At 36.0% G+C, this 23,233-nt stretch carries 24 protein-coding genes; 6 read left to right on the forward strand and 18 right to left on the reverse strand.

Annotation, left to right across the window (positions count from 1 at the left end):
- Positions 1-28 precede the first annotated feature (28 nt).
- The 4 genes from hisH to hisIE all read left to right on the forward strand — a co-directional run bounded on the left by hisH (position 29) and on the right by hisIE (position 3,182).
- Positions 29-631, forward strand: a complete 603-nt coding sequence (hisH, locus tag AO058_RS11945; RefSeq protein WP_075326780.1) for an imidazole glycerol phosphate synthase subunit HisH — start codon at positions 29-31, stop codon at positions 629-631.
- Between the two features lie 175 nt (positions 632-806).
- Complete coding sequence (gene hisA, locus AO058_RS11950) at positions 807-1,544, forward strand: 1-(5-phosphoribosyl)-5-[(5-phosphoribosylamino)methylideneamino]imidazole-4-carboxamide isomerase (RefSeq protein ID WP_075326781.1); 738 nt, start codon at positions 807-809, stop codon at positions 1,542-1,544.
- 49 nt (positions 1,545-1,593) lie between these two features.
- Entirely contained in the window at positions 1,594-2,349 is a 756-nt protein-coding gene (gene hisF / locus AO058_RS11955; protein WP_075326782.1) for an imidazole glycerol phosphate synthase subunit HisF, read from the forward strand.
- A 215-nt stretch (positions 2,350-2,564) separates the two neighbouring features.
- Positions 2,565-3,182, forward strand: coding sequence for a bifunctional phosphoribosyl-AMP cyclohydrolase/phosphoribosyl-ATP diphosphatase HisIE (gene hisIE / locus AO058_RS11960; RefSeq protein ID WP_075327962.1), 618 nt, complete (start codon positions 2,565-2,567; stop codon positions 3,180-3,182).
- A 58-nt stretch (positions 3,183-3,240) separates the two neighbouring features.
- On the opposite strand, the gene AO058_RS11965 is transcribed toward hisIE, so the two are convergent.
- From AO058_RS11965 to AO058_RS12000, 8 genes are all read right to left on the reverse strand, one after another.
- Positions 3,241-3,699 (reverse strand): VOC family protein, encoded by a 459-nt coding sequence (locus AO058_RS11965; RefSeq protein ID WP_075326783.1) that lies wholly within the window; start codon positions 3,697-3,699, stop codon positions 3,241-3,243.
- A 159-nt stretch (positions 3,700-3,858) separates the two neighbouring features.
- Positions 3,859-4,257, reverse strand: a complete 399-nt coding sequence (locus AO058_RS11970) for a GlcG/HbpS family heme-binding protein (RefSeq protein ID WP_075326784.1) — start codon at positions 4,255-4,257, stop codon at positions 3,859-3,861.
- 79 nt (positions 4,258-4,336) lie between these two features.
- On the reverse strand, positions 4,337-5,077 hold the full coding sequence (locus AO058_RS11975; RefSeq protein WP_075326785.1) for an NYN domain-containing protein: 741 nt from the start codon (positions 5,075-5,077) through the stop codon (positions 4,337-4,339).
- Positions 5,078-5,302: 225 nt separating this feature from the next.
- The gene (locus AO058_RS11980; protein ID WP_075326786.1) at positions 5,303-6,463 is read right to left on the reverse strand and encodes a baeRF7 domain-containing protein; all 1,161 of its coding nucleotides are present in this window, start codon (positions 6,461-6,463) and stop codon (positions 5,303-5,305) included.
- Between the two features lie 111 nt (positions 6,464-6,574).
- Positions 6,575-7,453, reverse strand: a complete 879-nt coding sequence (locus AO058_RS11985) for a cation diffusion facilitator family transporter (protein ID WP_075326787.1) — start codon at positions 7,451-7,453, stop codon at positions 6,575-6,577.
- Between the two features lie 86 nt (positions 7,454-7,539).
- Positions 7,540-8,370, reverse strand: coding sequence for a DUF1853 family protein (locus AO058_RS11990; RefSeq protein WP_075326788.1), 831 nt, complete (start codon positions 8,368-8,370; stop codon positions 7,540-7,542).
- A gap of 38 nt (positions 8,371-8,408) precedes the next feature.
- Positions 8,409-9,476: an AI-2E family transporter gene (locus AO058_RS11995; RefSeq protein WP_075326789.1), complete on the reverse strand. Its 1,068-nt coding sequence runs from the start codon at positions 9,474-9,476 to the stop codon at positions 8,409-8,411.
- Positions 9,477-9,554: 78 nt separating this feature from the next.
- Complete coding sequence (locus AO058_RS12000) at positions 9,555-10,019, reverse strand: SRPBCC family protein (RefSeq protein ID WP_075326790.1); 465 nt, start codon at positions 10,017-10,019, stop codon at positions 9,555-9,557.
- Between the two features lie 289 nt (positions 10,020-10,308).
- Here AO058_RS12000 and hemN point away from each other — a divergent pair, with 289 nt between their 5' ends.
- A complete protein-coding gene (hemN, locus tag AO058_RS12005) occupies positions 10,309-11,664 on the forward strand; it encodes an oxygen-independent coproporphyrinogen III oxidase (protein WP_075326791.1) in 1,356 nt (451 codons plus the stop codon).
- A 91-nt stretch (positions 11,665-11,755) separates the two neighbouring features.
- Here the strand turns inward: hemN and AO058_RS18840 are convergent, their stop codons facing one another.
- The 10 genes from AO058_RS18840 to nhaA all read right to left on the reverse strand — a co-directional run bounded on the left by AO058_RS18840 (position 11,756) and on the right by nhaA (position 21,883).
- A complete protein-coding gene (locus tag AO058_RS18840) occupies positions 11,756-11,890 on the reverse strand; it encodes a hypothetical protein (protein ID WP_257787181.1) in 135 nt (44 codons plus the stop codon).
- 15 nt (positions 11,891-11,905) lie between these two features.
- Positions 11,906-12,607 (reverse strand): sulfite exporter TauE/SafE family protein, encoded by a 702-nt coding sequence (locus AO058_RS12010; protein WP_075326792.1) that lies wholly within the window; start codon positions 12,605-12,607, stop codon positions 11,906-11,908.
- Positions 12,608-13,054, reverse strand: coding sequence for a FixH family protein (locus tag AO058_RS12015; protein ID WP_075326793.1), 447 nt, complete (start codon positions 13,052-13,054; stop codon positions 12,608-12,610).
- A 61-nt stretch (positions 13,055-13,115) separates the two neighbouring features.
- The gene (gene ccoG, locus AO058_RS12020; RefSeq protein WP_083634176.1) at positions 13,116-14,531 is read right to left on the reverse strand and encodes a cytochrome c oxidase accessory protein CcoG; all 1,416 of its coding nucleotides are present in this window, start codon (positions 14,529-14,531) and stop codon (positions 13,116-13,118) included.
- An 18-nt stretch (positions 14,532-14,549) separates the two neighbouring features.
- Positions 14,550-15,431, reverse strand: a complete 882-nt coding sequence (locus tag AO058_RS12025) for a cbb3-type cytochrome c oxidase N-terminal domain-containing protein (protein WP_075326795.1) — start codon at positions 15,429-15,431, stop codon at positions 14,550-14,552.
- On the reverse strand, positions 15,428-15,616 hold the full coding sequence (locus tag AO058_RS12030; RefSeq protein ID WP_075326796.1) for a cytochrome C oxidase subunit IV: 189 nt from the start codon (positions 15,614-15,616) through the stop codon (positions 15,428-15,430). Before AO058_RS12030 ends, AO058_RS12025 begins: the two co-directional genes overlap by 4 nt.
- 2 nt (positions 15,617-15,618) lie before the next feature.
- Positions 15,619-17,820 (reverse strand): cytochrome-c oxidase, cbb3-type subunit I, encoded by a 2,202-nt coding sequence (ccoN, locus tag AO058_RS12035; protein ID WP_075326797.1) that lies wholly within the window; start codon positions 17,818-17,820, stop codon positions 15,619-15,621.
- A 2-nt stretch (positions 17,821-17,822) separates the two neighbouring features.
- Complete coding sequence (gene ccoS, locus AO058_RS12040) at positions 17,823-18,017, reverse strand: cbb3-type cytochrome oxidase assembly protein CcoS (protein WP_075326798.1); 195 nt, start codon at positions 18,015-18,017, stop codon at positions 17,823-17,825.
- Positions 18,018-18,077: 60 nt separating this feature from the next.
- The gene (locus AO058_RS12045; RefSeq protein ID WP_075326799.1) at positions 18,078-20,483 is read right to left on the reverse strand and encodes a heavy metal translocating P-type ATPase; all 2,406 of its coding nucleotides are present in this window, start codon (positions 20,481-20,483) and stop codon (positions 18,078-18,080) included.
- 77 nt (positions 20,484-20,560) lie between these two features.
- The gene (gene nhaA, locus AO058_RS12050) at positions 20,561-21,883 is read right to left on the reverse strand and encodes a Na+/H+ antiporter NhaA (RefSeq protein WP_075326800.1); all 1,323 of its coding nucleotides are present in this window, start codon (positions 21,881-21,883) and stop codon (positions 20,561-20,563) included.
- Between the two features lie 268 nt (positions 21,884-22,151).
- Here nhaA and corA point away from each other — a divergent pair, with 268 nt between their 5' ends.
- Complete coding sequence (gene corA / locus AO058_RS12055) at positions 22,152-23,228, forward strand: magnesium/cobalt transporter CorA (RefSeq protein ID WP_075326801.1); 1,077 nt, start codon at positions 22,152-22,154, stop codon at positions 23,226-23,228.
- Positions 23,229-23,233: the final 5 nt, after the last annotated feature.

A 23,233-nucleotide genomic window follows, 5' to 3' on the forward strand; every position in this document is an offset into this window, starting at 1 on the left:
CTCAATGCTTAATACTCAATAATAGAATATGAAGATTGTAATAATAGATTACGGAGCCGGTAATATTCAAAGTATCAAATTTGCCATAAAACGACTTGGATATGAGGCTATTTTAAGTAGTGATGCCGAAGAAATAAAGTCAGCAGATAAAGTAATTTTCCCCGGTGTGGGCGAGGCCAGCAGTGCAATGAAAATGCTAAAGTCTACCGGTTTAGATAAAGTGATTCCTACTTTGAAACAGCCGGTTTTAGGGATTTGCCTGGGAATGCAGTTAATGTGTACTTATTGCGAGGAAGGAGATACAGACGGACTTGGAATTTTTCATGCTGATGTGGTGAAATTCGATAACCAATTAAAAGTTCCGCAAATTGGGTGGAATAAAATTTATGATTTAAGGTCCGAGTTGTTTACCGGAATTTCAGAAGGAGAATTCGTGTATTTGGTACATAGTTTTTATGTAAAGGAATGCGCAGAAACCATAGCTTCAACCGAGTATGGAGTGGAATACACTTCGGCTATTCAAAAAGATAATTTCTATGGTGTACAATTTCACCCAGAGAAAAGCAGTGATGCGGGTGAGAAAATTCTTGAGAATTTTTTGAAAGTCACCCAATCCAACACGGTAAAGTAGATTTAAAGACGACGTCATTGCGATGGAGGCACGACTGAAGCAATCTGTTCAACCAAAAAATTTCTAGCAAAAGATTATCACGCTCCTTTGTCGCTCGTAATGACATAGAGAAGCAAAATTGATAATAAAACAAAACATTAGTGCATTCGTGGCAAAACAATAAGTAAAAACAAAAATGAGAATAATTCCAGCTATAGATATTATTGAAGGTAAATGTGTTCGCCTTTCTAAAGGTGATTATAACACCAAGAAAATTTATAATGAAAATCCGCTAGAAGTAGCTAAAAATTTTGAAGCACATGGAATTCAATATTTGCATTTGGTAGATTTGGATGGTGCCAAATCAAAAAATATCGTAAACCATAAAGTCCTGGAAGAGATCGTTTCAAAAACCAGCTTAAAAGTTGATTTTGGCGGCGGATTAAAAACCGATAAAGATTTACAAATTGCTTTTGAATGCGGTGCGCATCAAATTACCGGTGGAAGTATTGCTGTTAAAGATCCAGATATTTTTAAATCCTGGATTCAGAAATTTGGTTCAGATAAAATAATCCTGGGAGCTGATGCCAACAATGAAAAAATTGCAGTTAGTGGGTGGCAGGAAGAATCTAATAAAGAACTAATCCCTTTTATTCAGGAATACCAGGAAGAGGGAATAAACTATGTAATTTGCACCGATATCTCTAAAGATGGAATGTTAGAAGGTCCTTCCTTTGAACTGTATCGCAGAATTCTGGAAGAGACTTCATCAGAAGATAAAAAACTAAAACTTATCGCTTCGGGTGGAATTTCTACCTTTAGCGAGTTACCGGAACTGGCTGAACTTGGATGCGAAGGCACTATAATAGGAAAAGCGATTTACGAAGGCCGTATTCAGATGAAAGAATTAGAGAAATTTATAATAGCCCCCTAGCCTCCAAAAGGGAAATCAAAAAGTATTTATTTAATACAAAACTTTTAAAATGCTTACAAAACGAATTATACCCTGCCTGGATATTAAAGACGGAAGAACCGTTAAGGGCGTAAATTTTATAGATTTACGCGATGCCGGTGATCCTGTAGAATTGGCTGAGATCTATGCAAAATCTGGTGCAGATGAATTGGTTTTCCTTGATATCTCGGCTACTGAAGAGAAGCGAAAAACCCTGGCCAATTTGGTTAGACGGGTTGCCGAAAAAGTAAACATTCCGTTTACCGTTGGCGGTGGAATTTCATCAGTAGAAGATGTAGATATTTTGCTTAAAAATGGCGCCGATAAAGTTTCTATAAATTCTTCTGCGGTTAAAAATCCTGATTTGATTAATGAACTTGCAGCTAAATTCGGGAGTCAGTGTATAACTGTGGCGATAGATGCCAAGCAGGTAAACGGCGAATGGTTGGTACATTTGGTTGGTGGAAAAGTGCCTACCGATATCAATTTATTTCAATGGGCGAAAGAAGTTGAAGAACGTGGTGCCGGAGAAATTTTATTTACTTCTATGAATAATGATGGAACTAAAGAAGGCTTTGCTAATGAAGCCCTGGCAGTTTTATCTTCAGAATTAAATATTCCGATCATCGCCTCAGGTGGTGCCGGAAATATGCAGCATTTTTGCGATACTTTTATTGAAGGAAAAGCTGATGCAGCACTTGCAGCCAGTGTTTTTCACTTTAAAGAAATTGAAATTAAAGATTTAAAAGAGGAACTTCGTAGAAATGGAGTGGAAGTTAGGCTTTAAATAATAGCATGAAAAAAGAGAAGAGAAGATAGAATAGAGAAACAAGCTTGATTGGTGGTATATTTCGTCAAGCTGAACTTGTTTCAGCTTCTAACTCGTTTGAAATAATCCTGAAGCTTTGGGTTAGCATGAGGGTTTCAAAGCTTATAAAACTGTTTCTATTAATACAAATATACATCCTAAAATAAATTAGGATGACGTATAAAAATATAATGATGAATATAGATTTTAATAAAAATAACGACGGACTTATTCCTGCGATAATTCAGGATGCTTCGACCAAAAATGTGTTGATGCTAGGATATATGAACGAGGAAGCATTTTTGAAAACCAATGAAACCAAGAAAGTCACTTTTTTCAGCAGGACTAAAAATCGTTTATGGACCAAAGGCGAAGAAAGCGGTAATTACCTTCATTTAGTCAACATTAAAAATGATTGCGATAATGATACCTTGCTAATTTCGGTTAAACCTGAAGGTCCAACCTGCCATAAAGGAACAGATACTTGCTGGGCAGAGGATAATGAGCCTAATTTCGGTTTTCTTTCTCATTTGGAAGGAATTATCGCTAAACGAAAAAGGATGAGCGAGGTGGAGCCTGAGTTACGAGAAGATAAAAATTCTTATGTGGTTTCACTTTTTGACGCGGGAATGAATAAAATTGCCCAAAAAGTAGGTGAGGAAGCTGTAGAAACGGTTATTGAAGCCAAAGATGATAATGAAGAGTTATTCTTAAACGAAAGCGCCGATTTACTTTTTCATTACTTGATTCTGCTAAAAGCAAAAGGTTATTCCCTAAAAGATATCGCTGAAGTTTTGGAAAACAGACATTAAAAAAGAGACTTAGCCAATATGTTTTGAAGGAACTGTTATTAGTTTGCTAAAAGCAGCGTTATTTCTTTGCATCATTTATTTCTAACCAGTTTCCGTCAGGGTCGGTGATATAAATTTGTTTTACTCCGTCAACACGATTGGTAACCGTTTGTTTTTCTCCAAGCCAGTTTTCATAAGGTATTTTATTTTTTTCCAAAACCTTAATAAAATCAGGAACAGATGGAACAGACAGGGAAAGATGGCTGTTTTTATCGGGTTCAATAATGGTAGATGCTCCTTTAATTAAATGCAGTTGAACATTTGACCCCAAAGTAAACCAGGTATGTTTACCATCCTTAAAAGGTTCGGGTATTTTTTCTAACCCAATGATGTTTTCATAGAAATTGGTGCTTTTTTCAAGATCAACTACATAAACTGCGATATGATCGATAGTGATTTTAGAATTAAGATCCTGAGCTTTTGTAGAAAGCGTAATAAATATGAAGAATAAGGAAATTAAAATCAATGATTTTTTCATATAGTTTTGTTGTTTAATGAAACCAATATTTAGCTGTAGTAATAATATTAATCTTAGCCCGTCAGCTCAATTTTAAATTCTCTAAACAAATATATAAGTAAGATGTAATGGAAACCAAAAATAGGACTTCCATTACCTAATAGTTTCTATTTTAATACTCTAAATGATTTCCGCAGCAAAATTTGCAACTGCGTGATCGTTTTCTACAGAACTTCCAGAAACTCCTACTGCTCCAATAATTTCACCGCTTTTGTTTTTTAAAGGCACGCCACCAGGAAACGTTATAAGTCCGTTGTTGGAATGCTCAATATTGAAAAGTGCTTCACCGGGTTGTGATAATTTTCCAATTTCGCCAGTATTCATATCAAAAAACCTGGCAGTCTTAGCCTTTTTAATGGCAATATCTACCGAGCCCAGCCAGGCGCCGTCCATCCTGGCAAAAGCGGTTAGGTTTGCGCCAGAGTCTACTACCGCAATATCCATTTTCACATCTAATTCTTTCGATTTCTTTTCGGCGGCAGCAATTACTTTTTGTGCTTGTGCTAAAGTGATATTCATAATTTAAGGTTTTTAATTTGTCCTAAATTATATAATCAAAAACGGAATATATTGATTTTAAGAGGAATATAACGAATATTTAATCTTTGTTCCTCACGTAAATTAATTTGAATTTACTGCTTTGATTGGTTCGGGATTCAATTTCAAATTTATCTATAGAATGAATCATAGGGGTAAGTTTCTGAAAGCCATAGTTACGCGAATCAAAATTAGGTTGTTTTTTCTGAAGTAAACTTCCTACATCTCCAAGAAACGCCCAACCGTCTTCATCGGCAACATCTGAAATTGTTTGAGAAATAAGCCTTACCACTTTTGGAGTAATTTTATCTACGTTTTTCTTTTTGGAAGTTTTTCCGCCTTTTTCGCTTTCTTGCTCATTATCCTTATCAGAACTCTTTAAAATTTCAATATAAATAAAGCGGTCGCAAGCTACAATAAATGGTTCCGGGGTTTTCTTTTCTCCAATTCCAATTACATTTTTTCCTGCTTCACGCAGTCTTGTAGCTAATCTTGTGAAATCACTATCGCTGGAAACCAGGCAAAAACCATCTACTTTATCTGAATACAAAATATCCATGGCGTCTATGATCATTGCAGAATCTGTCGCGTTTTTCCCCTGGGTGTAACCATATTGCTGAATAGGATTTATTGCGTTTTCCAACAAAACATTTTTCCATTTTACCAAATGGGGTTTTGTCCAGTCACCATAAATCCTTTTAATAGTGGGATTGCCGTATTTGGCAATCTCTTCCATCATTTCTTTAATATATGCAGATGGTATATTATCACCATCAATTAGTACCGCAAGGTTGGTTTCCATAGAATCTGTTATTTAAAGTAAACTACTCCGGAGCAAGCTCACGCAGCATTATTATTGGAAAATATAATTTGATTTCGAGTTAAGCTTGGGAGCATTTAATCTCGATTATCGAGTAAAGATACTTTTTTTGCATAGAAAAGACGGCTGTACGCCGTCTTTTCCTTATTCGATAACTTAATAGTTTAACTCGGTAATAAATATATAACACCTTTAAAAAGGTAATTACTAATTAAAACGATAAAGTGCATTCATTTTTGAATTTTTATCTGGCATTTGGGCATCAGGAATTAGAAAAACATTTCCTCCCTGTCTTAAAACTTCTTTGGCAGCCCAGTTCATCAATGAATAGTTCTTACTCGTTTGTTCATTATCTATACTCACATTCATATTATCATTATTGTAAGTGCCCCAGATTTCATTTCTGTTTTCCAGGAATAAAGTATCTACTTTTCCCTGTTGTATTGCCGGGAGAATATCGGTTACTGATGTACCGGTACTTTCGGTATTATTCAGTTCTTCAAATTTCTTCATTTTATCCCTTTTTGTTTTCTCAAGATATGGTTCTACAGTTTGCAGCGCTTTTTCATGCAATCCAAATATATCGGTATCAGATGGGTTACCGGAAACCACTTTATCAAACAAATGTTTATAAGTGTTTACATCCTTATAAATAGGGAAAAGGTAATCTTGAGTAGAAACTACCAGTGGAACATTCTCGTTGTGTAGAATAGTATCCAGGCCTTTATCTATAGCTCTAAAATACTTTAGAATTTCTTCTTTTCGTTCTTCTTCGCTACCACTGCCGTGCCCATGAAAAATGGTTTTTTCTCCACCGGCGCCCTGGCTTCTAAAATCTAAATGTTTTTGTTTATAATCAAAACCTACGCGTTCTTCCAGGCGGGAAGGCGTTAAATCGTCTACTTCTACCTTGCCTATGCTGTATTTGGTAGCTTCATATAAAACCACATCTTCTAATTGAAGTGCCAACAAATAGAAACGGGTATCTTCAGAAAACATGGGGACCAATGGTTTTATATAAAACTCATTTGAAATATAAGTATGCGTTTCAAAGTTTACCGGCAGGGTGTATTTTTCAAAAAATCCTTCAGCAGCAAAAATTGCGAGTCCATCGCTTTGATGGCGCCAAAAAGATTTATCATTAAGAAGTTCTTCTATAGGTTTACCAATTTCCTGAATTTTCTCTTCAGGAATATCTTTTTTCTTAAGTTCATTACCAACTTCTTTCCAAAGAGATTTTAGGTGGGTTTTATTCTTTTCTTCCAGCACTTCTTTTCCTGCTCTTTGAGTAGGAATAAAAATAGAAATACAGGTTTTATTTTCTTGATTGCTTAATTTTTGCAAGTCTTTTTCATTTATCAAACTCATCTTACTAATTTTTTGGTTAACTATTTACTCAAGATAAGTTGATTTCGCTTTATTTCAATGGGGTTTAGCAGGGCTTTAACGCTAATCTTAAGAAGATGTCAAGATTTAGGTTTAATAAAAATCATCGGGTTCAACGTGAATAAGCACGTCAAAAATTTCGGGGAAATGGGCCAGGAGTTCATTTTTTACATTGTGAGCAATATCGTGACCTTTTTTTACGCTAATTTCAGCATTTACGGTTATATGGAGATCTACGTGGTAGGTCATTCCGGTTTTTCTAACATAGCATTTTTCGGTATCTAGAACTCCTGGAACGCCACCAGATATTTCTCTAATCTCAGCAATCATATCATCATACATATGTTCGTCCATAACTTCGCCAAGTGCTGGGCGTAAAATAAGATAGGCATTGTATAAGATAAATCCTGAAGCAAAAAGCGCGGCCCAGTCATCTGCCGTTTCGTAACCTTTCCCCATAAAAAGTGCGATAGAAATTCCTATAAATGCCATTAATGAAGTAATGGCATCGCTACGATGGTGCCAGGCATCAGCCTTTAGTGAGGTGCTGTTTGTTTCATTGCCTTTTTTAGAAACTTTTCTGTAAAAATATTCTTTAATAATTATAATTACGGCAAGAACAATAAGGGTATAAGGTTCGGGAACTTTGTGCGGGGTTCTAATGTGTTCTATACTTTCGTAAGCGATAACTGTGGCTGAAACTACCAAAAACCCTACTACGGCAAATGTCATTAGTGGTTCTGCCTTGCCGTGGCCGTAAGGATGATTTTTATCTGGCGGGCGACTCGAATATTTAAGTCCTAATAATACTAAAAACGACGAAAAAACATCGGTAGTAGATTCAATTGCATCTGCGATTAAGGCGTAAGAATTTCCAAAAACTCCGGTGATAAATTTTGCAATAGCCAATAAAGCATTTCCTATAATGCTAAGCCAGGAGGCCTTTATTGCTTCATTGGTGTTTTGATCCATTGTGTGGTGTGGTTCAGCCTGCAAATTTAATGGGAATAATATTATTCTCCGGATTTAAGCCAGTGTTTCTCCAAAAATCGTCTAATCTACCACCAAACAACAAATAGCCGTTCAAATTTATTGCCCGTTTTTTTTACCCAAATTAATGGCGCTTTTTTTCTTTGGAATGAATTTACAATTTGAGCAATTATTTCTGAATGATTAACCCAGTTTTCGCCGTGTCGCGGTAGAATTGGCCAGTCTTGCTTTTTTGGTGCGTAAAATTGTAACGTATGATATTCAGCTGAAAGAAATTCTTTAAAATGAAGCCATATTCCCGCAATACATTCATTATTTATTACCGGGAATTGTTTTTCCTCAAGATGCTTCGGCACAAATAAATTAGCTTTAAAGCAGGTTTGCTGTAATATTTCTTTTGGTTTCACACCTAATGAATTCAATACTTCTTCGGTTTCGGGTTTGTAAAGTAGGGGAAATTGTTTTTCTATTAATTTCCCGGTTTTTTGCAATAAAGTATCCCGGCGGTTGGGGCCTATCCAGCGTTGCATTTCTGTTGAAAAAGAAGGATCGTAAACATAGAATTTATAAACTATTTCAATATGACATACCTGCCTATTTATTAAGTCTTCAACAAGAAAATCTAATTCGCCAAGGGTAATTTTATTGCGACTAATTTGCATATTTTCAGCCAGCAAATTATAATTTGGATTTTGGTTAATTATCCATTTAAAAAATCGTTCTACCCGCTTTCCCATTACAAAATTTGATGAAAGCGAAGGTAAATCTTTGGTTATAGGCTGCTTTAATGGCTGTTCAATTTCAGGAAGTTTAAACTGATCTATTTGTTGAAATGAGTTTGTCCAAAGGGGAGGTGTTTTTAAAAATCCCTGAAATTGCTTTTCGACGCGATTTTGCATTCTTTTTATTTAGAACTGAAGTAGTTTAGAAAGATAAATTAATCTTTATCTTCATCTGTGCTTAGCAGGTATCCAAAAGGTTTTAAAGATGGCACGTGATTAAAGATTACATTTAAAATTCCCAAAACCGGAATTGCCAATATCATTCCCATTACGCCCCAAATCATATTTCCTAAAATTATGGCGAGGATTACGAAAAAAGGGTGAATATCAACCTTGTCACCTACAATAAAGGGTTCTAAAACATAACTTTCAATAAATTGTACTATAGTAAAAGTGAGAATTACGCCAATTAAAATGCTGGTTTCGCCCTGGGTTAGGTAACCAAATATTAATGCAAGTCCCATCCCAATAATATTTCCTATAAACGGAATAAGGGTGAGAAAAGAAGCGATTACTGCAATTAAAATATAATTATTCACGCCCGAAATTCCCAGGCCTATACTGTAGAGAATAGAAAGGATTATAATTAGGATTAATTTTCCTCTTAAATAAAATTGTGCCACCCGGGCTGTTTCATCAATAATTTGCTTTACTTCCTCTTTACGTTGATTGGAGAATAATTTTAGAATAAATATTTTAAAGCGTCTTCTATAATTTAGCAGGAAAAAAATATAAATAAAAGTGAGTAAATAATTACTAAAAAAGCTGGTTACAGAATTAAGAAAATTAAAAGCCTTTTGTCCTGAATTTCCGCCAGAAGTGAGCATACTTTTTATATCATTTTCTTTCTTGTATTCTTCTAAATCTTCGCTGCTTAACGCAGTATGCTCGTAAGCATAATTTTGTAGCTGTTCAATTTTGGGCGTCATGGTCTCCTTAATTTTATCCCAATCGTCTACAAAATTTTTAATTTGAAAAGAGAGTAAAATAAAAACCCCAAAAGAAAACAGCAGTAATAAAATGGTACTTATAAGTGATGAAAAAAGGCGTTTTAGCTTTGCTTCCATAAGATTAGCCAATGGAATAAGTAACAGCGCGAGAATTATTGCGGTTACTAAGGGAGCTAGAAAGCCTTTTGCATCAACCAGGCCTGTGAAAAGAAAATAAGCGCCTAGTATTAAGGCAACAAGCGGATAAAGCAAGTTTTTTGGTGCCGAATTCATTTTTTAAAGTTGGTTTGAAACTTTGAAGGTAGAAAAAGTAATTTAATTTTTCTACTCTTCCTTTAAATGAAGCACATTTTAGCTATAAACCGGCACATTTTCCTGTTCTACAAGATTTTTTAGCGATTCCAGGTTTTCTTCCCAACCAGATTCACAATCAGAGTAAAATTGATCTGCTTCAGATTTTTTGGGAAAACCTGAGTGTTCTAATTTTAGGACACAATATTTAGTTTCACAGTGAATTCTGAATTTCACTTTAAATTTTGCCTTAAAAGGTAAATATTCATTATCGGCTAAATAGGTATAATCGCTTAAGGTAAGTTTTACGTGGGGTTTAAATTCTGAAATTTTTGCCGCCGCAATGTAATCAGCTTTATCAGGATTTTCTCCCCAGCTTAAGGCAAAAATGCCATCTTCATCTGGCACTACAATGGCTTGAGTAGCACCCCACCATTCCTTAATTAAATTGGGAGTTATTAGCGCATTAAATACTTTACCTCCATTTTCGTTAATTCGAATTTCCTTCTTTATTTTTCGGGACATAGAATAGTTTTTTAATTAAACAGTGAAGCTTATAAAATTTTATCGCGGTTAACTGCTATAGGGCGAATATTAAAATCACCAGCTTCACCTTTGCTTATTTAATTAAATTTAAGAAAAATTAACAAGTTAAATTATAAAAATCGTAAATATTAATTCTCAAAATTAGAGATTCTGTTTTTTAAACTATATGTAGAAAAAAACATATTAGTTTGAATTTTTATGCAGAACCTGATCTTACTCATATCTAATAAGGCACACGTATTTTAATTTTGTAAAAAACTATTGCTTTATGTCTTCTAACCTTATTAGTAAATACAATGTTCCGGGACCACGATATACCAGCTACCCAACAGTACCATATTGGGACGACAATACATTTTCTGCAAGTGCCTGGGAGCACAGTTTAAAACGCAGCTTCCAGGAAAATAGAGAAATTAGCCTTTACATACACTTACCGTTTTGTGAAAGCCTTTGTACTTTTTGTGGTTGTAATAAGCGAATTACCAAAAAACACTCGGTTGAAACGCCATATATAGAAAGCGTGTTACGGGAATGGGATCTTTATTTAGAAATGCTGGGCGAAAAACCATTTATTAGAGAAGTGCATCTTGGTGGGGGGACGCCAACCTTTTTTGCTCCAGAGAACCTTAAATTTTTACTGAATATGCTTTTTCGTAAAGCTGAAAGAGATTGTAAAACAGAATTAAGTTTTGAAGGACATCCAAATAATACCACCAAAGAGCATTTAAAGGTTTTAGCCGATCTTGGTTTTAGACGCGTAAGTTACGGCGTGCAGGATTATAGTGAAAAAGTACAAAAAGCAATTCATAGGATTCAACCTTTTAAAAACGTAAAAAATGCCACCGAACAGGCCAGGGAAACCGGGTTTACATCGGTAGGGCATGATATTATTTTTGGTTTACCATTTCAAACCAAAGAAGATATAATTGATACTATTGAAAAGACGAAGCAGTTAATGCCAGACCGTATTGCGTTTTACAGCTATGCGCACGTACCGTGGATTAAAGGAAATGGGCAACGCGGCTTCAAAGACTCTGATCTTCCCGGTGCCGATGAAAAACGTGAAATGTACGAAACGGGGAAAAAAATGCTGGAAGAAGCAGGATATATTGAAATAGGAATGGATCATTTTGCTCTTAAAACCGATTCTCTTTATAAAGCGGTAGAAGATAAAACTTTACACCGTAATTTTATGGGCTATACCACCTCGTCTGGTGCGTCTATGATTGGCCTGGGAGTTTCAGCAATTAGTGACAGCTGGTACGGTTTTGCCCAAAATGAAAAATCGGTTGAGACTTACCAGGAACTTATTGCCGAGGGAATAATTCCGGTTTTCCGGGGGCATATTTTAAATGAAGAAGATCTTGTAATTAGAAAACACATTCTTAAATTAATGTGTCGCCTGGAAACGAGTTGGGTCGCTCCCGAAGATTATTTTGAAGAATTACCCGAAGTACTTATTAAATTAAGGGAAATGGAAGCTGATGGACTCGTTAGTTTTTCTGAAAAAGGCTTAACCATTCCCGAAAAGGGAAGACCTTTTGTTCGTAATATTTGTATGGCTTTTGATTTAAGAATGCAGGCACAGAAACCAAACACCCAATTATTTTCTATGACAGTTTAATCTGAAAGTAGAATACAAAAAAGTCCGTCTGGAAATTCCCAGACGGACTTTTTTATGTTTATAAGGTTTCTTTTTTTTGAAAATTCAAATTTTATTCTTTGTCATTTCCGCTGCCTATCATATTTAGAACAATAAGCACCAGGCCGGCGCAAACAACAAAAAACATCGCGATTAGAAAAGTGCCCAGTTCCCAATTTACTAATGCAATAGTGTCAAATAAATTCATAACAAATGTTTTAGGTTAATGGCAGCTTTGCGCTGCAGTGATTTTCGGAGTTATTTCCATGGGGGAGAGGTATGGAATTCCGAGTCCCATTCCTCTAAGTATAAACAGCAATCCCATTATTACCACAAAAACAGGAACCGCTTTTCTTATTTTTGATCTCAGGTTAAGGTTAATAAAGTTTCCCAGGTAGATTGCGGCAGTCATTAAAGGCACCGTTCCTAGGCCAAAAAGTGCCATATATAAACTGCCTTCTAAAGCCGTTCCCGCAGCGATAGCTCCAAAAACCGCCATATAAACCAGTCCACAAGGGAGGAAACCGTTTAGAAAGCCAATGGTATAAAAAGTATCGGGTGATTTTTGTTTCAGCTGTTTACCCAGGTGGCTTTTTACTTTTGAAACAATTTTGAAGATAAATTTTGAACCATTGTATTTACTGAATTTTTTATACGGAATAAGAATTACTAAAATCATTAAAACTCCCACTAAAATTGAAAGTTGCTGTTGAAGCCCAAACAATCTGAAACTTTTGCCTAGTAAGCCAAATAGAATACCAATAAGGGCATAGGAACTTATTCTTCCAAAATGATAAAGGGAAATTTGGCCTAGTTTTTTTAAGTTGTTTTTATGATCTACCGGCAATAAAAATGCAATGGGACCGCACATTCCCACACAGTGGAAACTTCCTAAAAGTCCAAATATTAATGCCGAAATCCACATTTAGTAAACAATTTCGTTTTTATATAAATAGGGCGTTTCTTCATATTCCCAATGAATATTGATATTCCAACGCCCCTCTACAAGGTTTTTATCTGCAATAAAAATTTGATGTGATGTTAATTCTAAAGGAATATTAAAATCAAGTTTAGCATTAGAAGGGCGATAGAAATTTAGATTTCCTGAAATTTTAGAAAGTTCCAGGTTTTTAGGAAATTCTACGATCCATCCATCTTTTACCCGCCGGTCACTAATGTTTTCTTCTAATGAAAATGCATTATTTTCTGCATCAATTTCTTCCTGGTAATGCAGTTCTTTTTGGTAATACTCTTCAGTTACCAAATCGTGATCAAATTTTTTATCGGTAAGCATATTTATCACTAAATACATAATGAAACTTATAAAAAGTGCCATTCCAATTACAATTCCTGTTCCCCAGTTTATTTTCATTTCTTTATATTTTACTCTTAATCGAGATTTAATAATTTATGAGTTCTTATGCGCACTTTCATTAATTAAAACTGCGGGGTCCCATAAACATAGTGCTCGTTGTTTCTATTAACCTTTCACCACTATAAACCCCAATTTTCAGCTTTTCTTTTTCATCTTCTAATGCGGCCGTATGTATTTCAATAAAGAGTGTCCCTTCGGTTAACTCCTGTCCCGGTACGGTAATATTTGAAGTCTTTACCGGTTTTATTACTCCTTTGTGGGACAATAACCTAAATTCAATATCTTCAAAATCGGCTGTGGTTTTATTTACCAATTTGTAGGTAAAAACATTACTCACCACGTTATCGGCTTTCCGTTCGTATAACTGCCCGGGTAATCTTAAAATACGGGCTTCAACTTCACTTCTTATAAATAACATCCCCACCAAAACTGCGGTTAAGATTCCTAGTACAATGCTGTAACCTTTTAACCTGGGAGTAAACCTGAATTTTGCCTTTTTTTCAATATTTTCTTCGCTGGCGTAGCGTATTAAACCTTTTGGAAGGTCTACCGCTTCCATCATACTATCGCAGGCATCTATACAAGCGGTACAGTTTATACACTCCAGCTGCGTACCGTTTCTAATATCTATTCCGGTAGGGCAAACCTGCACACATTGGAAACAGTCTATACAATCTCCTTTTCCGGTTTCTGCACGGTTTTCATTTTTCTTGAATTTTGCCCTTCCTTTTTCCTTTTCTCCGCGTTTGTGATCGTAGGCTACTACTATAGATTTATTATCTAAAAGAACGCCCTGAAGCCTTCCGTAAGGACAGGCAATTACACAAACCTGTTCTCTAAACCAGGCAAATACAAAGTAAAATACCGCGGTAAAAATCAATAATGAAATAAAAGTGCTCAGGTGATTTAGCGGGCCATCTGTTACGTATTGAATTAAGCGATCACTCCCAATTAAATAAGCGAGGAAAACATTGGCTATAAGGAACGAAATAACAAAGAATAAGAACCATTTTAGAGCACGTTTTCTAATTTTTTCGGCATCCCATTTTTGTTTTTCCAGGCGCATTTGTTTTCCGCGATCGCCTTCAATCCAGTATTCAATTCTGCGGAAAACCATTTCCATAAAAATGGTTTGTGGACAAAACCAACCGCAAAATATTCTACCAAAAGCTACCGTAAAGAGGATGATAAAGACCACCCCAATTACCATCATAATTACAAAAATGTGAAAATCCTGGGGCCAGAAAGGAAAACCAAAAATATTAAAACGCCTTTCCAGGATATTGAACATCATAAACTGATTGCCGTTTATCTTTACAAATGGAGCGGCAAAAAGTAAAATGAGCAATACATAACTTACATATTTTCTATATTCATAAAATTTTCCAGAAGGTTTCTTCGGAAAAACCCATAGTCTTTTTCCCTGGTCGTCTGCCGTGGCTATTTTATCCCTGAATTTTTCCTGATTATCCAAAATCTGTTCTTCTAAAATTTATTCTGAATCTGCTTCCCAAATGTCTCCTTCCGGTGCTTTAGCATCTGGAGGATTGGTTCCCTGCAGGCTTAAAACATAGCTGGATACCTGGGCTATTTCCTGTGCATTCAACTCAGATTTCCAGGCCACCATTCCTTTTCCGTCACGGCCACCTTCAGAAACTGTTTGAAAAACATTGCTAATTCCGCCTCCAAGAATCCAATGATCATCGGTAAGGTTAGGACCAATAGCGCCACCACCATCGGCGCGGTGACAAGCCATACAGCTTGCCATATAAATGGTTTCTCCCGCTTCTAAATCGGCAGCATCAGTTAGCAATTCTACTGAAGAAGCATCTATAAGATCTGGATTAGCAGCTTTATAAGCTTCAATTTCTTCTTCGGCTTCGGCAACGGCAGCCAGGTACTCTTCTGTTTGATTTTCCCCATCAAAAATGTGATAATAAGCCATATACACAAAGGCAAATACAATACTTACGTAAAACCCATAAAGCCACCAGGCGGGAAGATCGTTGTCCAGTTCTTTTATCCCATCGTAATTGTGATCTAAAAGAATTTCTTCTTCTTTCTCTAAAGGTTTCTGGTTCAGCATTTTCTTATAGAACTTTTTTAAGCCTATAAACTGCTTGTCAGAATTTTCAATTTTTAACCTGGTATAATGTTGCTGGGCTTCAGAATTAAGACTTTTAAAAACCATATTTTCTAAAGCAGCTATAGAAATTTCTATGGCTACAGCAATTACCAGTACTACACCTAAAATCCACCAAATAATTGGGTATTCTTCAATTGCCCAACCACTTTCGGTCTCAACGGTTAATTCTATTAATACGAGGGCAAGAATTAAAAACCCCAGAATTCTTAAATATCCTATCGTTTTCATAATTCCTGGTTTTCGGTATTAATATCTAAGGGTAATTTGCTAACCTCTTCTATGTCTTTCTTTTTTGCGGTAATTACCCATAAGAATAGCACTACAAAAAAGATGAAGAAAATGAGCAGGGAAATTAGCGGGTAGATCATAACCCCGTCTATACTTTCCATATGGCCTTTTACGAATTTAAACATGCTTAGTTGGTTTTAGTGGTTGATACTTCTGCATCTTTCGCATTAATGTCAGTTCCGAGGCGCTGTAAATAAGCAATTAGCGCTACAATTTCGCGGTTTCGCATTTCTACGAATTCGGTACCGTTTTGTTCTGCAAATTCTTTTTCAGCTTCATAAGTTTTTACAAAATCAGGATCTGCGTACAGGTTTTTCTCGATTTGAGTTCCCTGTTCTGCCATCCATTGCTGGGCGTTTTCTATTTCTTCTAAAGAATATGGTACGCCAAGCTTGCTAAGAGCTCTCATTTTAGCTTCGGTATCACTTTTATCAAGCTCGTCTTTAATTATCCATTTATAAGAAGGCATAATAGAACCTGAAGAGGTGCTTTGCGGATCGTACATATGGTTAAGGTGCCAGTTATCGGAATATTTACCGCCTACCCGCATAAGATCTGGGCCGGTACGTTTACTTCCCCATAAGAAGGGATAATCGTAAGCATATTCCCCGGCTTTGGAGTATTCACCATAGCGTTCTACTTCACTTCTAAATGGCCTAATCATTTGCGAGTGACAACCCACACAACCTTCCCGGATATAAATATCCCGACCTTCAAGTTCTAAAGGAGTATAAGGTTTTACACTGGAAATTACCGGCACATATTCGTCTACCATTAAGGAGGGAACAATTTGTACCGCGCCACCAATTAAAATGGCTATAGTTGCGAAAATGGTAAGTTTTACGGGTCTTCTTTCTAACCAGGAGTGATAAGCTTCCCCTTTAGTTCTTTTTCGTGTTACTTTTTGCAAAGGAGCAGCTTCAGCTAATTCGTCTTCAACTGCACTTCCCTGTCTAACAGTTTGCACAATATTATAAAGCAAAATAAATGCACCAACTATGTATAAACTACCACCAATAGCACGCATCCAGTACATTGGCATAATAGAAGTAACCGTTTCCAGGAAGTTTCCGTAAGTAAGGGTTCCATCTGGATTAAATTGTTTCCACATAGATGCCTGTACAAATCCGGCAACGTACATAGGTAAAGTGTAAATAATAATACCTAACGTACCAATCCAGAAATGGGCATTAGCCAATTTAATAGAGTAGAGTTTGGTTTTGAATAATCTTGGTACTAACCAGTAAACCATCCCAAAAGTTAGGAAACCGTTCCAGGCTAAAGCCCCAACGTGCACGTGAGCAATAATCCAGTCGCTAAAATGCGCGATAGCATTTACGTTTTTAAGCGAAAGCATTGGACCTTCAAAAGTTGCCATCCCGTAGCCGGTAATAGCTACTACAAAGAATTTAAGAACAGGATCTGTACGTACTTTATCCCACGCACCACGTAGGGTTAATAGTCCGTTGATCATCCCTCCCCAGGAAGGGAATAATAACATAACAGAAAATGCTACTCCAAGATTTTGCGCCCAGTCTGGTAAAGTTGAATATAATAAATGGTGTGGTCCCGCCCAGATATAAATAAAGATCAGGGACCAAAAGTGAATAATAGAAAGTCTATAGGAATAAACCGGCCTGTTTGCTGCCTTAGGAACAAAATAATACATTAAACCTAAAAAAGGTGTAGTAAGGAAGAATGCCACCGCATTATGCCCATACCACCACTGTACCAAAGCATCCTGAACTCCCGAATAAATCGAATAACTTTTAAATGCAGAAACAGGAATTTCAATATTATTTACAATATGAAGCACGGCTACGGTTACAAAAGTTGCGAGGTAAAACCAAATAGCAACATATAGGTGACGCTGCCTTCTCTTTATCATAGTACCAATAAGGTTGGCACCAAAAGCAACCCATACCAAAGCAATTGCAATATCTATTGGCCATTCCAGTTCGGCATATTCTTTAGAACTGGTAAAACCCATTGGCAGAGTAATGGCGGCTGCTACAATAATAGCCTGCCAACCCCAAAAGTTGAAATTACTTAAAAAATCACTCCACATACGCGCCTTGAGTAAGCGCTGGGTAGAGTAGTAAACCCCTGCGAAAATGGCGTTCCCAACAAAAGCAAAAATTACCGCGTTAGTATGTAATGGTCTTAAACGGCCAAAACTTAACCATGAAATTCCGTCGGTAAGATCGGGAAATATAAACATAAAGGCGAGCAGTAGCCCAACACTCATACCTACTATACCCCAGAACAGGGTAGCCATAGTAAACTTTTTTACGATCTTATTATCGTAATGAAACTGTTCTACTTCCATAGTTAATTAGATTTCTTGTTTTTGGTGGAATTGGATTTATCAGATTTTTCTTTAACTAATTCGTCATCAAAAAGCATCCTTACCGATGGTGTATAGACATCGTCATACTGTCCTTTTTTTACTGAAAAAATAAAGGCGACAAAGAAAATGAGGGCTACTAAAACACTTAAAGCAAGTAAGAGGTAAATGATGTTCATTTAGAATGAATTATTTTCAGCAAACTTAAAGCGGTGTTAAAATTTAAAATATGATTGAAATCAGGTTTTCGTTAATACAGGTTTTAATTTTTTCCCGGCAAGATTTGTGGCCAGGCTTGTAAATGCCACGATACTAATAGAACTTAGCGGCATTAAAATAGCGGCAATTACGGGCATTAAGTTACCGGTTACGGCGAAGGCAAGGCCTACTACGTTATAACAAAGACTTAGTACAAAACTCCATTTGATAATTTTTATACCCTTTTCTGAAAGTTTAAAATATTCACTCAATCTGGTAAGATTTGAAGCTTCCAGGATTCCATCACAAGCAGGGGAGAATACATTAATATTTTCTGAAACTGCAATCCCAACATTACTTTGGGCAAGTGCACCTGCATCGTTAAGTCCGTCGCCAATCATCATCACCGATTTCCCTTCTTCCTGAAGCTTTTTAATGAAATTTAGCTTATCGTCAGGTTTTTGATTGAAGTAAAACTTAGTATTTAAGGGAAGCATATTTTCAAGTTTTTCCTTTTCACCATCATTATCACCGGAAAGGATAAAGAGTTGCTTGTTTTCTCCTAACTCCTTAAATAAATGGGCAAGGCCTTCCCGGTAAGAATTCTTAAAAATGTAGCAACCTTTATATTCTTCATTACTACTTATATGAACCGCTGTTTTATTGAGTTCTTTAGTTTCAGTTTCGCTTTCTTTTACAAAAGAAGAGGAACCAATTTTCATTTTACTACCCATACTGCCAGAGCTAATTCCTTTTCCGGTATGTTCATTAAATTCATCTAAACTCAGGATATTATTCTTATCCAGGATCTGGTAAAGTTGCCTGCTTAGCGGGTGCCCAGATGCTCTTAAACTACTGCTAAGCAATTGTTCTTCTTCAGCATTAAGTTTTAAACCTTCGTAGAATACTTCTGTTTTTTTATTGGAAGTTATAGTGCCGGTTTTATCAAAAACAAGACAATCTATTTTTGCAATTTGTTCTATTACCCCGGCTTCTTTCAAGTAGAATTTATTTCTTCCGTAGATGCGCAACAAATTCCCAAGTGTAAATGGAGTTGCTAAAGCAATAGCGCAGGGGCAGGCGATTATTAGAACCGCGGTAAAAACATTTAGTGCTATAGAAGGATCGTAAATTAGCCAGAAAAGAGTTGATAGAAATGCTATACTTAAAACCCCAGCGGTAAATCTCTTACTTATTTGATTGATTAAACTTTGAAATTGACCTTTTTTATCTTTTTTGAAGACTTCATTGCTCCAAAGTTTGGTGAGGTAACTCTGGTCTATGGCTTTTATAGCTTCAATCTCAAGTATTCCGCCTTGTTGGCGGCCACCGGCATAAAGCGTTTCACCAGACTCTTTACTAACGGCTTCGGCCTCACCGGTTACAAAACTGTAATCTATATTCGCGCTGCCCTTCATTAAAACCGAATCTATAGGAATTAATTCGCCGTTTCTTATTAAAATTCGGTCGCCGGGTTTTATATTATAAACCTGAACCTGTTCTTCTATAATCTCTTTTGAAGCATTAGTTTTTAATCGCGTTACCGCCATTGGGAAATAAGATTTATAATCCCGCTCAAACGATAAATAGGAATAGGTTTTTTGCTGAAAGAATTTACCCAGAAGTAAGAAGAAAACAAGTCCCGTAAGGCTATCAAAAAAGCCGGTGCCAAGATCAAGGATAATTTCTGTGGTACTTCTAATAAAAAGTACTGCAATTCCCAGGGCAATGGGAACATCTATATTTAGAATCTTTGCGCGTAAACCTTTGTAAGCTGAAATAAAATAATCTGCACCAGAATAAAAAACCACAGGAAGAGAAAAAGCAAACATCAACCATCTAAATAAATGTTTGAATTGTTCCAGCCAGAATTCTTTAACTTCAAAATACTCGGGAAAAGAGAGAAACATTACATTCCCAAATGCAAAACCAGCAACGCCTAATTTATAGATTAAGCTTCGGTCTACACGGTGATCTTTTTCATCGTAATCTTTAAGGGAAATATAGGGTTCGTAACCAATTCGGCTAAGTAGATATACGAGCTCTTTTAAACTTATTTTTTCTGAAGAAAAACTTATTCGTACAGTTTTCTTTGGAAAATCTACCTGAGCCGATTTTACTCCTTTGTGTAATTTCCCTAAATTTTCCAACACCCAAATACAAGAACTGCAGTGCATAGAAGGAATAAGAAAATTAACTATTTGGGTATTGTTCTCATTAAATTCCAGCAGTTTTTCGGTTATTTCCTCGTTATCAAGAAAATCGAATTTTCCTTCTGAAGCTCCGGGAGAAATTCCAGGTTTTTCCTGGATATCATAATAATAGGTAAGGTCACTTTCGTTCAGGATCTCAAAAACTGTTTTACAACCGGTGCAACAGAAATCTTTTTCCTGAAAAACAATGTAATCTTCCTTACATTCTTCACCGCAGTGAAAACAGCTGTTCATTCTTAAATATTTTAACCGCAAATTTTTCGAAAATTTGAATCACATAATATGATGGTAATCAGCTTTAAGATGAATTATTATTCATTTCCGGTTTTTCGTAAGTAGAAATATCCAATTAGGCCTGCAATTAAAGAAGCTGAAAGAATCCCTATTTTGGCCTGGGCCAGGTAATTTTCATTTTCAAAAGCGAGCTCGGTAATAAATAAAGACATGGTGAAGCCTATAGCAGCGAGAAAACCAATTCCGTAGACGTGTTTCCACTTTACTTTATGCGGTAAACTGGCAATCTTAGACCAAACCATAAGCCTGGAGAAGAATACGATGCCAATAAATTTTCCAAAAATGAGTCCAAACATTACCCCAATCGTTACCGGGCTTAATAGTGCTTCAAGAGAAACATTACCAAGGCTCACGCCTGCATTGGCAAATGCAAAAATTGGAAGAACCACAAAACTTACAAAGGGGTAAAGCGCATGTTCTAAACGTTGTAGTGGCGGAGTGGCATCTTCGGTTAATGATGTGAATTTTTGTATAGTATGAGAAATATGGTCATCAGCTTCTTTCGGGTTTTTATTTCTATTTCTAAATTCCTCTTTAATTTTATAAGCTAAGAGTTTAGTTTTTCTAAGAAATAAAGGCGTATTAATACGTTTGGTGTTAGGTATGGCAAAGGCCGCTAGAACCGCTGCAATAGTGGCGTGAACACCCGAAAGTAAAATAGCCAGCCATAAACCTCCAATTCCCATAATTGCATAAAACAAGGTATTTCTAATACCAATTAAATTAGCGGTAGCCAGTATAAGTACAAAAACACCCGCAATAGCAAGGCTTTGTAAAGAAATATCTGAAGTATAAAAAAATGCAATTACCAGCACCGCTCCAAGATCGTCTACAATAGCAATTGCGGTTAGAAATACTTTTAAGGGAAGAGGAACCCGGTCTCCAAGGAGATAAAGAATACCCAGTGCAAAAGCGATATCTGTAGCCATAGGAATTCCCCATCCCGAAATTGAATCTACCCCAGTATTAAAATAATAATAAATTAAAGCCGGAAAAATCATCCCGCCAATAGCCGCAGCAATTGGAAGTATAGACTTTCTAAAACTGGAAAGTTCGCCCTGTAATATTTCTCGTTTTAACTCAAGACCAATCATAAAAAAGAAAATAGACATGAGGCCATCGTTAATCCAATGCAACAGGTTTTTTCTAATTACAAAATCGTTAATTCCCAGGTGAATATATTGTTTCCAAAGATTGTGATACGCATCAGCCAGTGGTGAGTTGGCAACGATCATTGCAAGAATTGCAGAGAAAATAAGCAATAATCCAACTGAAGTTTTTCTCTCAATAAAGTTTTTAATAGGTAAGAGCAGGTAAATATCAAGGGGCGATTTTTTCATAATAACCTGTTTGTAAAGAATATTCAGTTAATAGGATTAGGTAAATTTATTGTCGTTTTCTTCATATAAATATGATTAAACTCAGTTTTACTGAATAATTGAAACTTAAATGTTTTAAAATCTGCCCTCACATCACGATTAACTTTTTAAAAGGGCTTTTTTTGGCTGAGGTAGGTTTGTGATAATTTTTGAATGAAGTTTAGTTTCGTCGTGTTTTTAATAGAGCCAAAAACAAAACTTTGCTACCTTTAACCTACAAAGTACGATTATGGTAAAAAGAATTACGCAAAGTTTACGTAGGCCAAAAATGAAATCTGTAAACCAACCCCCGGGAACTGTAACCTATGTTGGTAGAAAAGAATCTGGTGAAACCAGCCTGGAAGTTATAGATTATAATAAAGAGAATTATGAAAGGCATATTTCTTCTTCTACCGAAGATGCTTTTAAATTTGAAGCTGAAGACCGAATTACCTGGTTTAATATAGATGGTTTAAGTAATACCGCAGAGATAGAAAAACTGGGTAAATATTACGATCTCCACCCGTTAATTATTGAAGATATTGTAAATACTACCCAACGTCCAAAAATAGATGAGTATGAAGATTATTTGTTTATTGTGGCCAAAATGCTTTATCACCAGGACGATAAATTGGTAAATGAACATATAAGTTTTGTTTTAGGTAAAGATTATGTACTTACTTTTCAGGAAGCAGGAGGCGATGTGTTTGATGGTGTTAGGGGTCGCCTGGAAAAGGCTTACGGACGCATTCGTACTAATGGTTCAGATTACCTGGTTTTTGCTCTTTTAGATGCTATAGTAGACCATTATTTCCTGGTGGTAGATGAGTTAAGCGAAAAAGTAGAAAAACTGGAGGAACAACTTTTTGAAAGTCAGCCAAGTGATGATATTACTTATGAGATTCAGGATTTAAAAAGAGCAATTTTACGGGTTAGACGGGCAGTTTTTCCGCTTAAAGAAGTTATTTCCCGGTTTCAGAATTTAGAGAACGATCTCATAAAAACCCGAACCAAAAATTATATAAACGACCTTCACGATCACATTCTCCAGGTTTCAGAAAATATAGATTTATACCGCGAGATGGCCTGGGGGCTTATGGATATGTACATGACCACTATTAGCAATAAAATGAACGAGGTGATGAAGGTTTTAACCATTATGGCTTCTATTTTTATTCCGCTGACCTTTATTGCCGGAATTTACGGGATGAATTTTGAATATATCCCCGAGCTGCAGTGGGAGTACAGTTACTTTGTATTATGGGGAATAATGATTGTTATTTTTCTACTTATGATCTATTATTTTAAACGTAAAAAATGGCTTTAACCAGA

This window comes from Salegentibacter sp. T436 (assembly GCF_001932675.1).
In the GTDB taxonomy this organism is placed as follows: domain Bacteria; phylum Bacteroidota; class Bacteroidia; order Flavobacteriales; family Flavobacteriaceae; genus Salegentibacter; species Salegentibacter agarivorans.

Excerpts from the sequence above, each read along its gene's own strand:
- corA (WP_075326801.1), top strand. The coding sequence starts at position 22,152 with ATGGTAAAAAGAATTACGCAAAGTTTACGTAGGCCAAAAATGAAATCT.
- AO058_RS12000 (WP_075326790.1), bottom strand. The coding sequence starts at position 10,019 with ATGTCCCGAAAAATAAAGAAGGAAATTCGAATTAACGAAAATGGAGGT.
- ccoS (WP_075326798.1), bottom strand. The coding sequence starts at position 18,017 with ATGAACATCATTTACCTCTTACTTGCTTTAAGTGTTTTAGTAGCCCTC.
- AO058_RS12015 (WP_075326793.1), bottom strand. The coding sequence starts at position 13,054 with ATGAAAATAAACTGGGGAACAGGAATTGTAATTGGAATGGCACTTTTT.
- hisIE (WP_075327962.1), top strand. The coding sequence starts at position 2,565 with ATGAATATAGATTTTAATAAAAATAACGACGGACTTATTCCTGCGATA.
- nhaA (WP_075326800.1), bottom strand. The coding sequence starts at position 21,883 with ATGAAAAAATCGCCCCTTGATATTTACCTGCTCTTACCTATTAAAAAC.
- AO058_RS12010 (WP_075326792.1), bottom strand. The coding sequence starts at position 12,607 with ATGTGGATTTCGGCATTAATATTTGGACTTTTAGGAAGTTTCCACTGT.
- AO058_RS11965 (WP_075326783.1), bottom strand. The coding sequence starts at position 3,699 with ATGAAAAAATCATTGATTTTAATTTCCTTATTCTTCATATTTATTACG.
- AO058_RS11990 (WP_075326788.1), bottom strand. The coding sequence starts at position 8,370 with ATGCAAAATCGCGTCGAAAAGCAATTTCAGGGATTTTTAAAAACACCT.
- AO058_RS11985 (WP_075326787.1), bottom strand. The coding sequence starts at position 7,453 with ATGGATCAAAACACCAATGAAGCAATAAAGGCCTCCTGGCTTAGCATT.
- AO058_RS11995 (WP_075326789.1), bottom strand. The coding sequence starts at position 9,476 with ATGAATTCGGCACCAAAAAACTTGCTTTATCCGCTTGTTGCCTTAATA.
- AO058_RS12025 (WP_075326795.1), bottom strand. The coding sequence starts at position 15,431 with ATGAAAACGATAGGATATTTAAGAATTCTGGGGTTTTTAATTCTTGCC.
- hisF (WP_075326782.1), top strand. The coding sequence starts at position 1,594 with ATGCTTACAAAACGAATTATACCCTGCCTGGATATTAAAGACGGAAGA.
- AO058_RS11975 (WP_075326785.1), bottom strand. The coding sequence starts at position 5,077 with ATGGAAACCAACCTTGCGGTACTAATTGATGGTGATAATATACCATCT.
- AO058_RS12030 (WP_075326796.1), bottom strand. The coding sequence starts at position 15,616 with ATGTTTAAATTCGTAAAAGGCCATATGGAAAGTATAGACGGGGTTATG.
- AO058_RS12045 (WP_075326799.1), bottom strand. The coding sequence starts at position 20,483 with ATGAACAGCTGTTTTCACTGCGGTGAAGAATGTAAGGAAGATTACATT.
- hisA (WP_075326781.1), top strand. The coding sequence starts at position 807 with ATGAGAATAATTCCAGCTATAGATATTATTGAAGGTAAATGTGTTCGC.
- AO058_RS11970 (WP_075326784.1), bottom strand. The coding sequence starts at position 4,257 with ATGAATATCACTTTAGCACAAGCACAAAAAGTAATTGCTGCCGCCGAA.
- hisH (WP_075326780.1), top strand. The coding sequence starts at position 29 with ATGAAGATTGTAATAATAGATTACGGAGCCGGTAATATTCAAAGTATC.
- hemN (WP_075326791.1), top strand. The coding sequence starts at position 10,309 with ATGTCTTCTAACCTTATTAGTAAATACAATGTTCCGGGACCACGATAT.
- ccoN (WP_075326797.1), bottom strand. The coding sequence starts at position 17,820 with ATGGAAGTAGAACAGTTTCATTACGATAATAAGATCGTAAAAAAGTTT.
- AO058_RS18840 (WP_257787181.1), bottom strand. The coding sequence starts at position 11,890 with ATGAATTTATTTGACACTATTGCATTAGTAAATTGGGAACTGGGCACT.
- AO058_RS11980 (WP_075326786.1), bottom strand. The coding sequence starts at position 6,463 with ATGAGTTTGATAAATGAAAAAGACTTGCAAAAATTAAGCAATCAAGAA.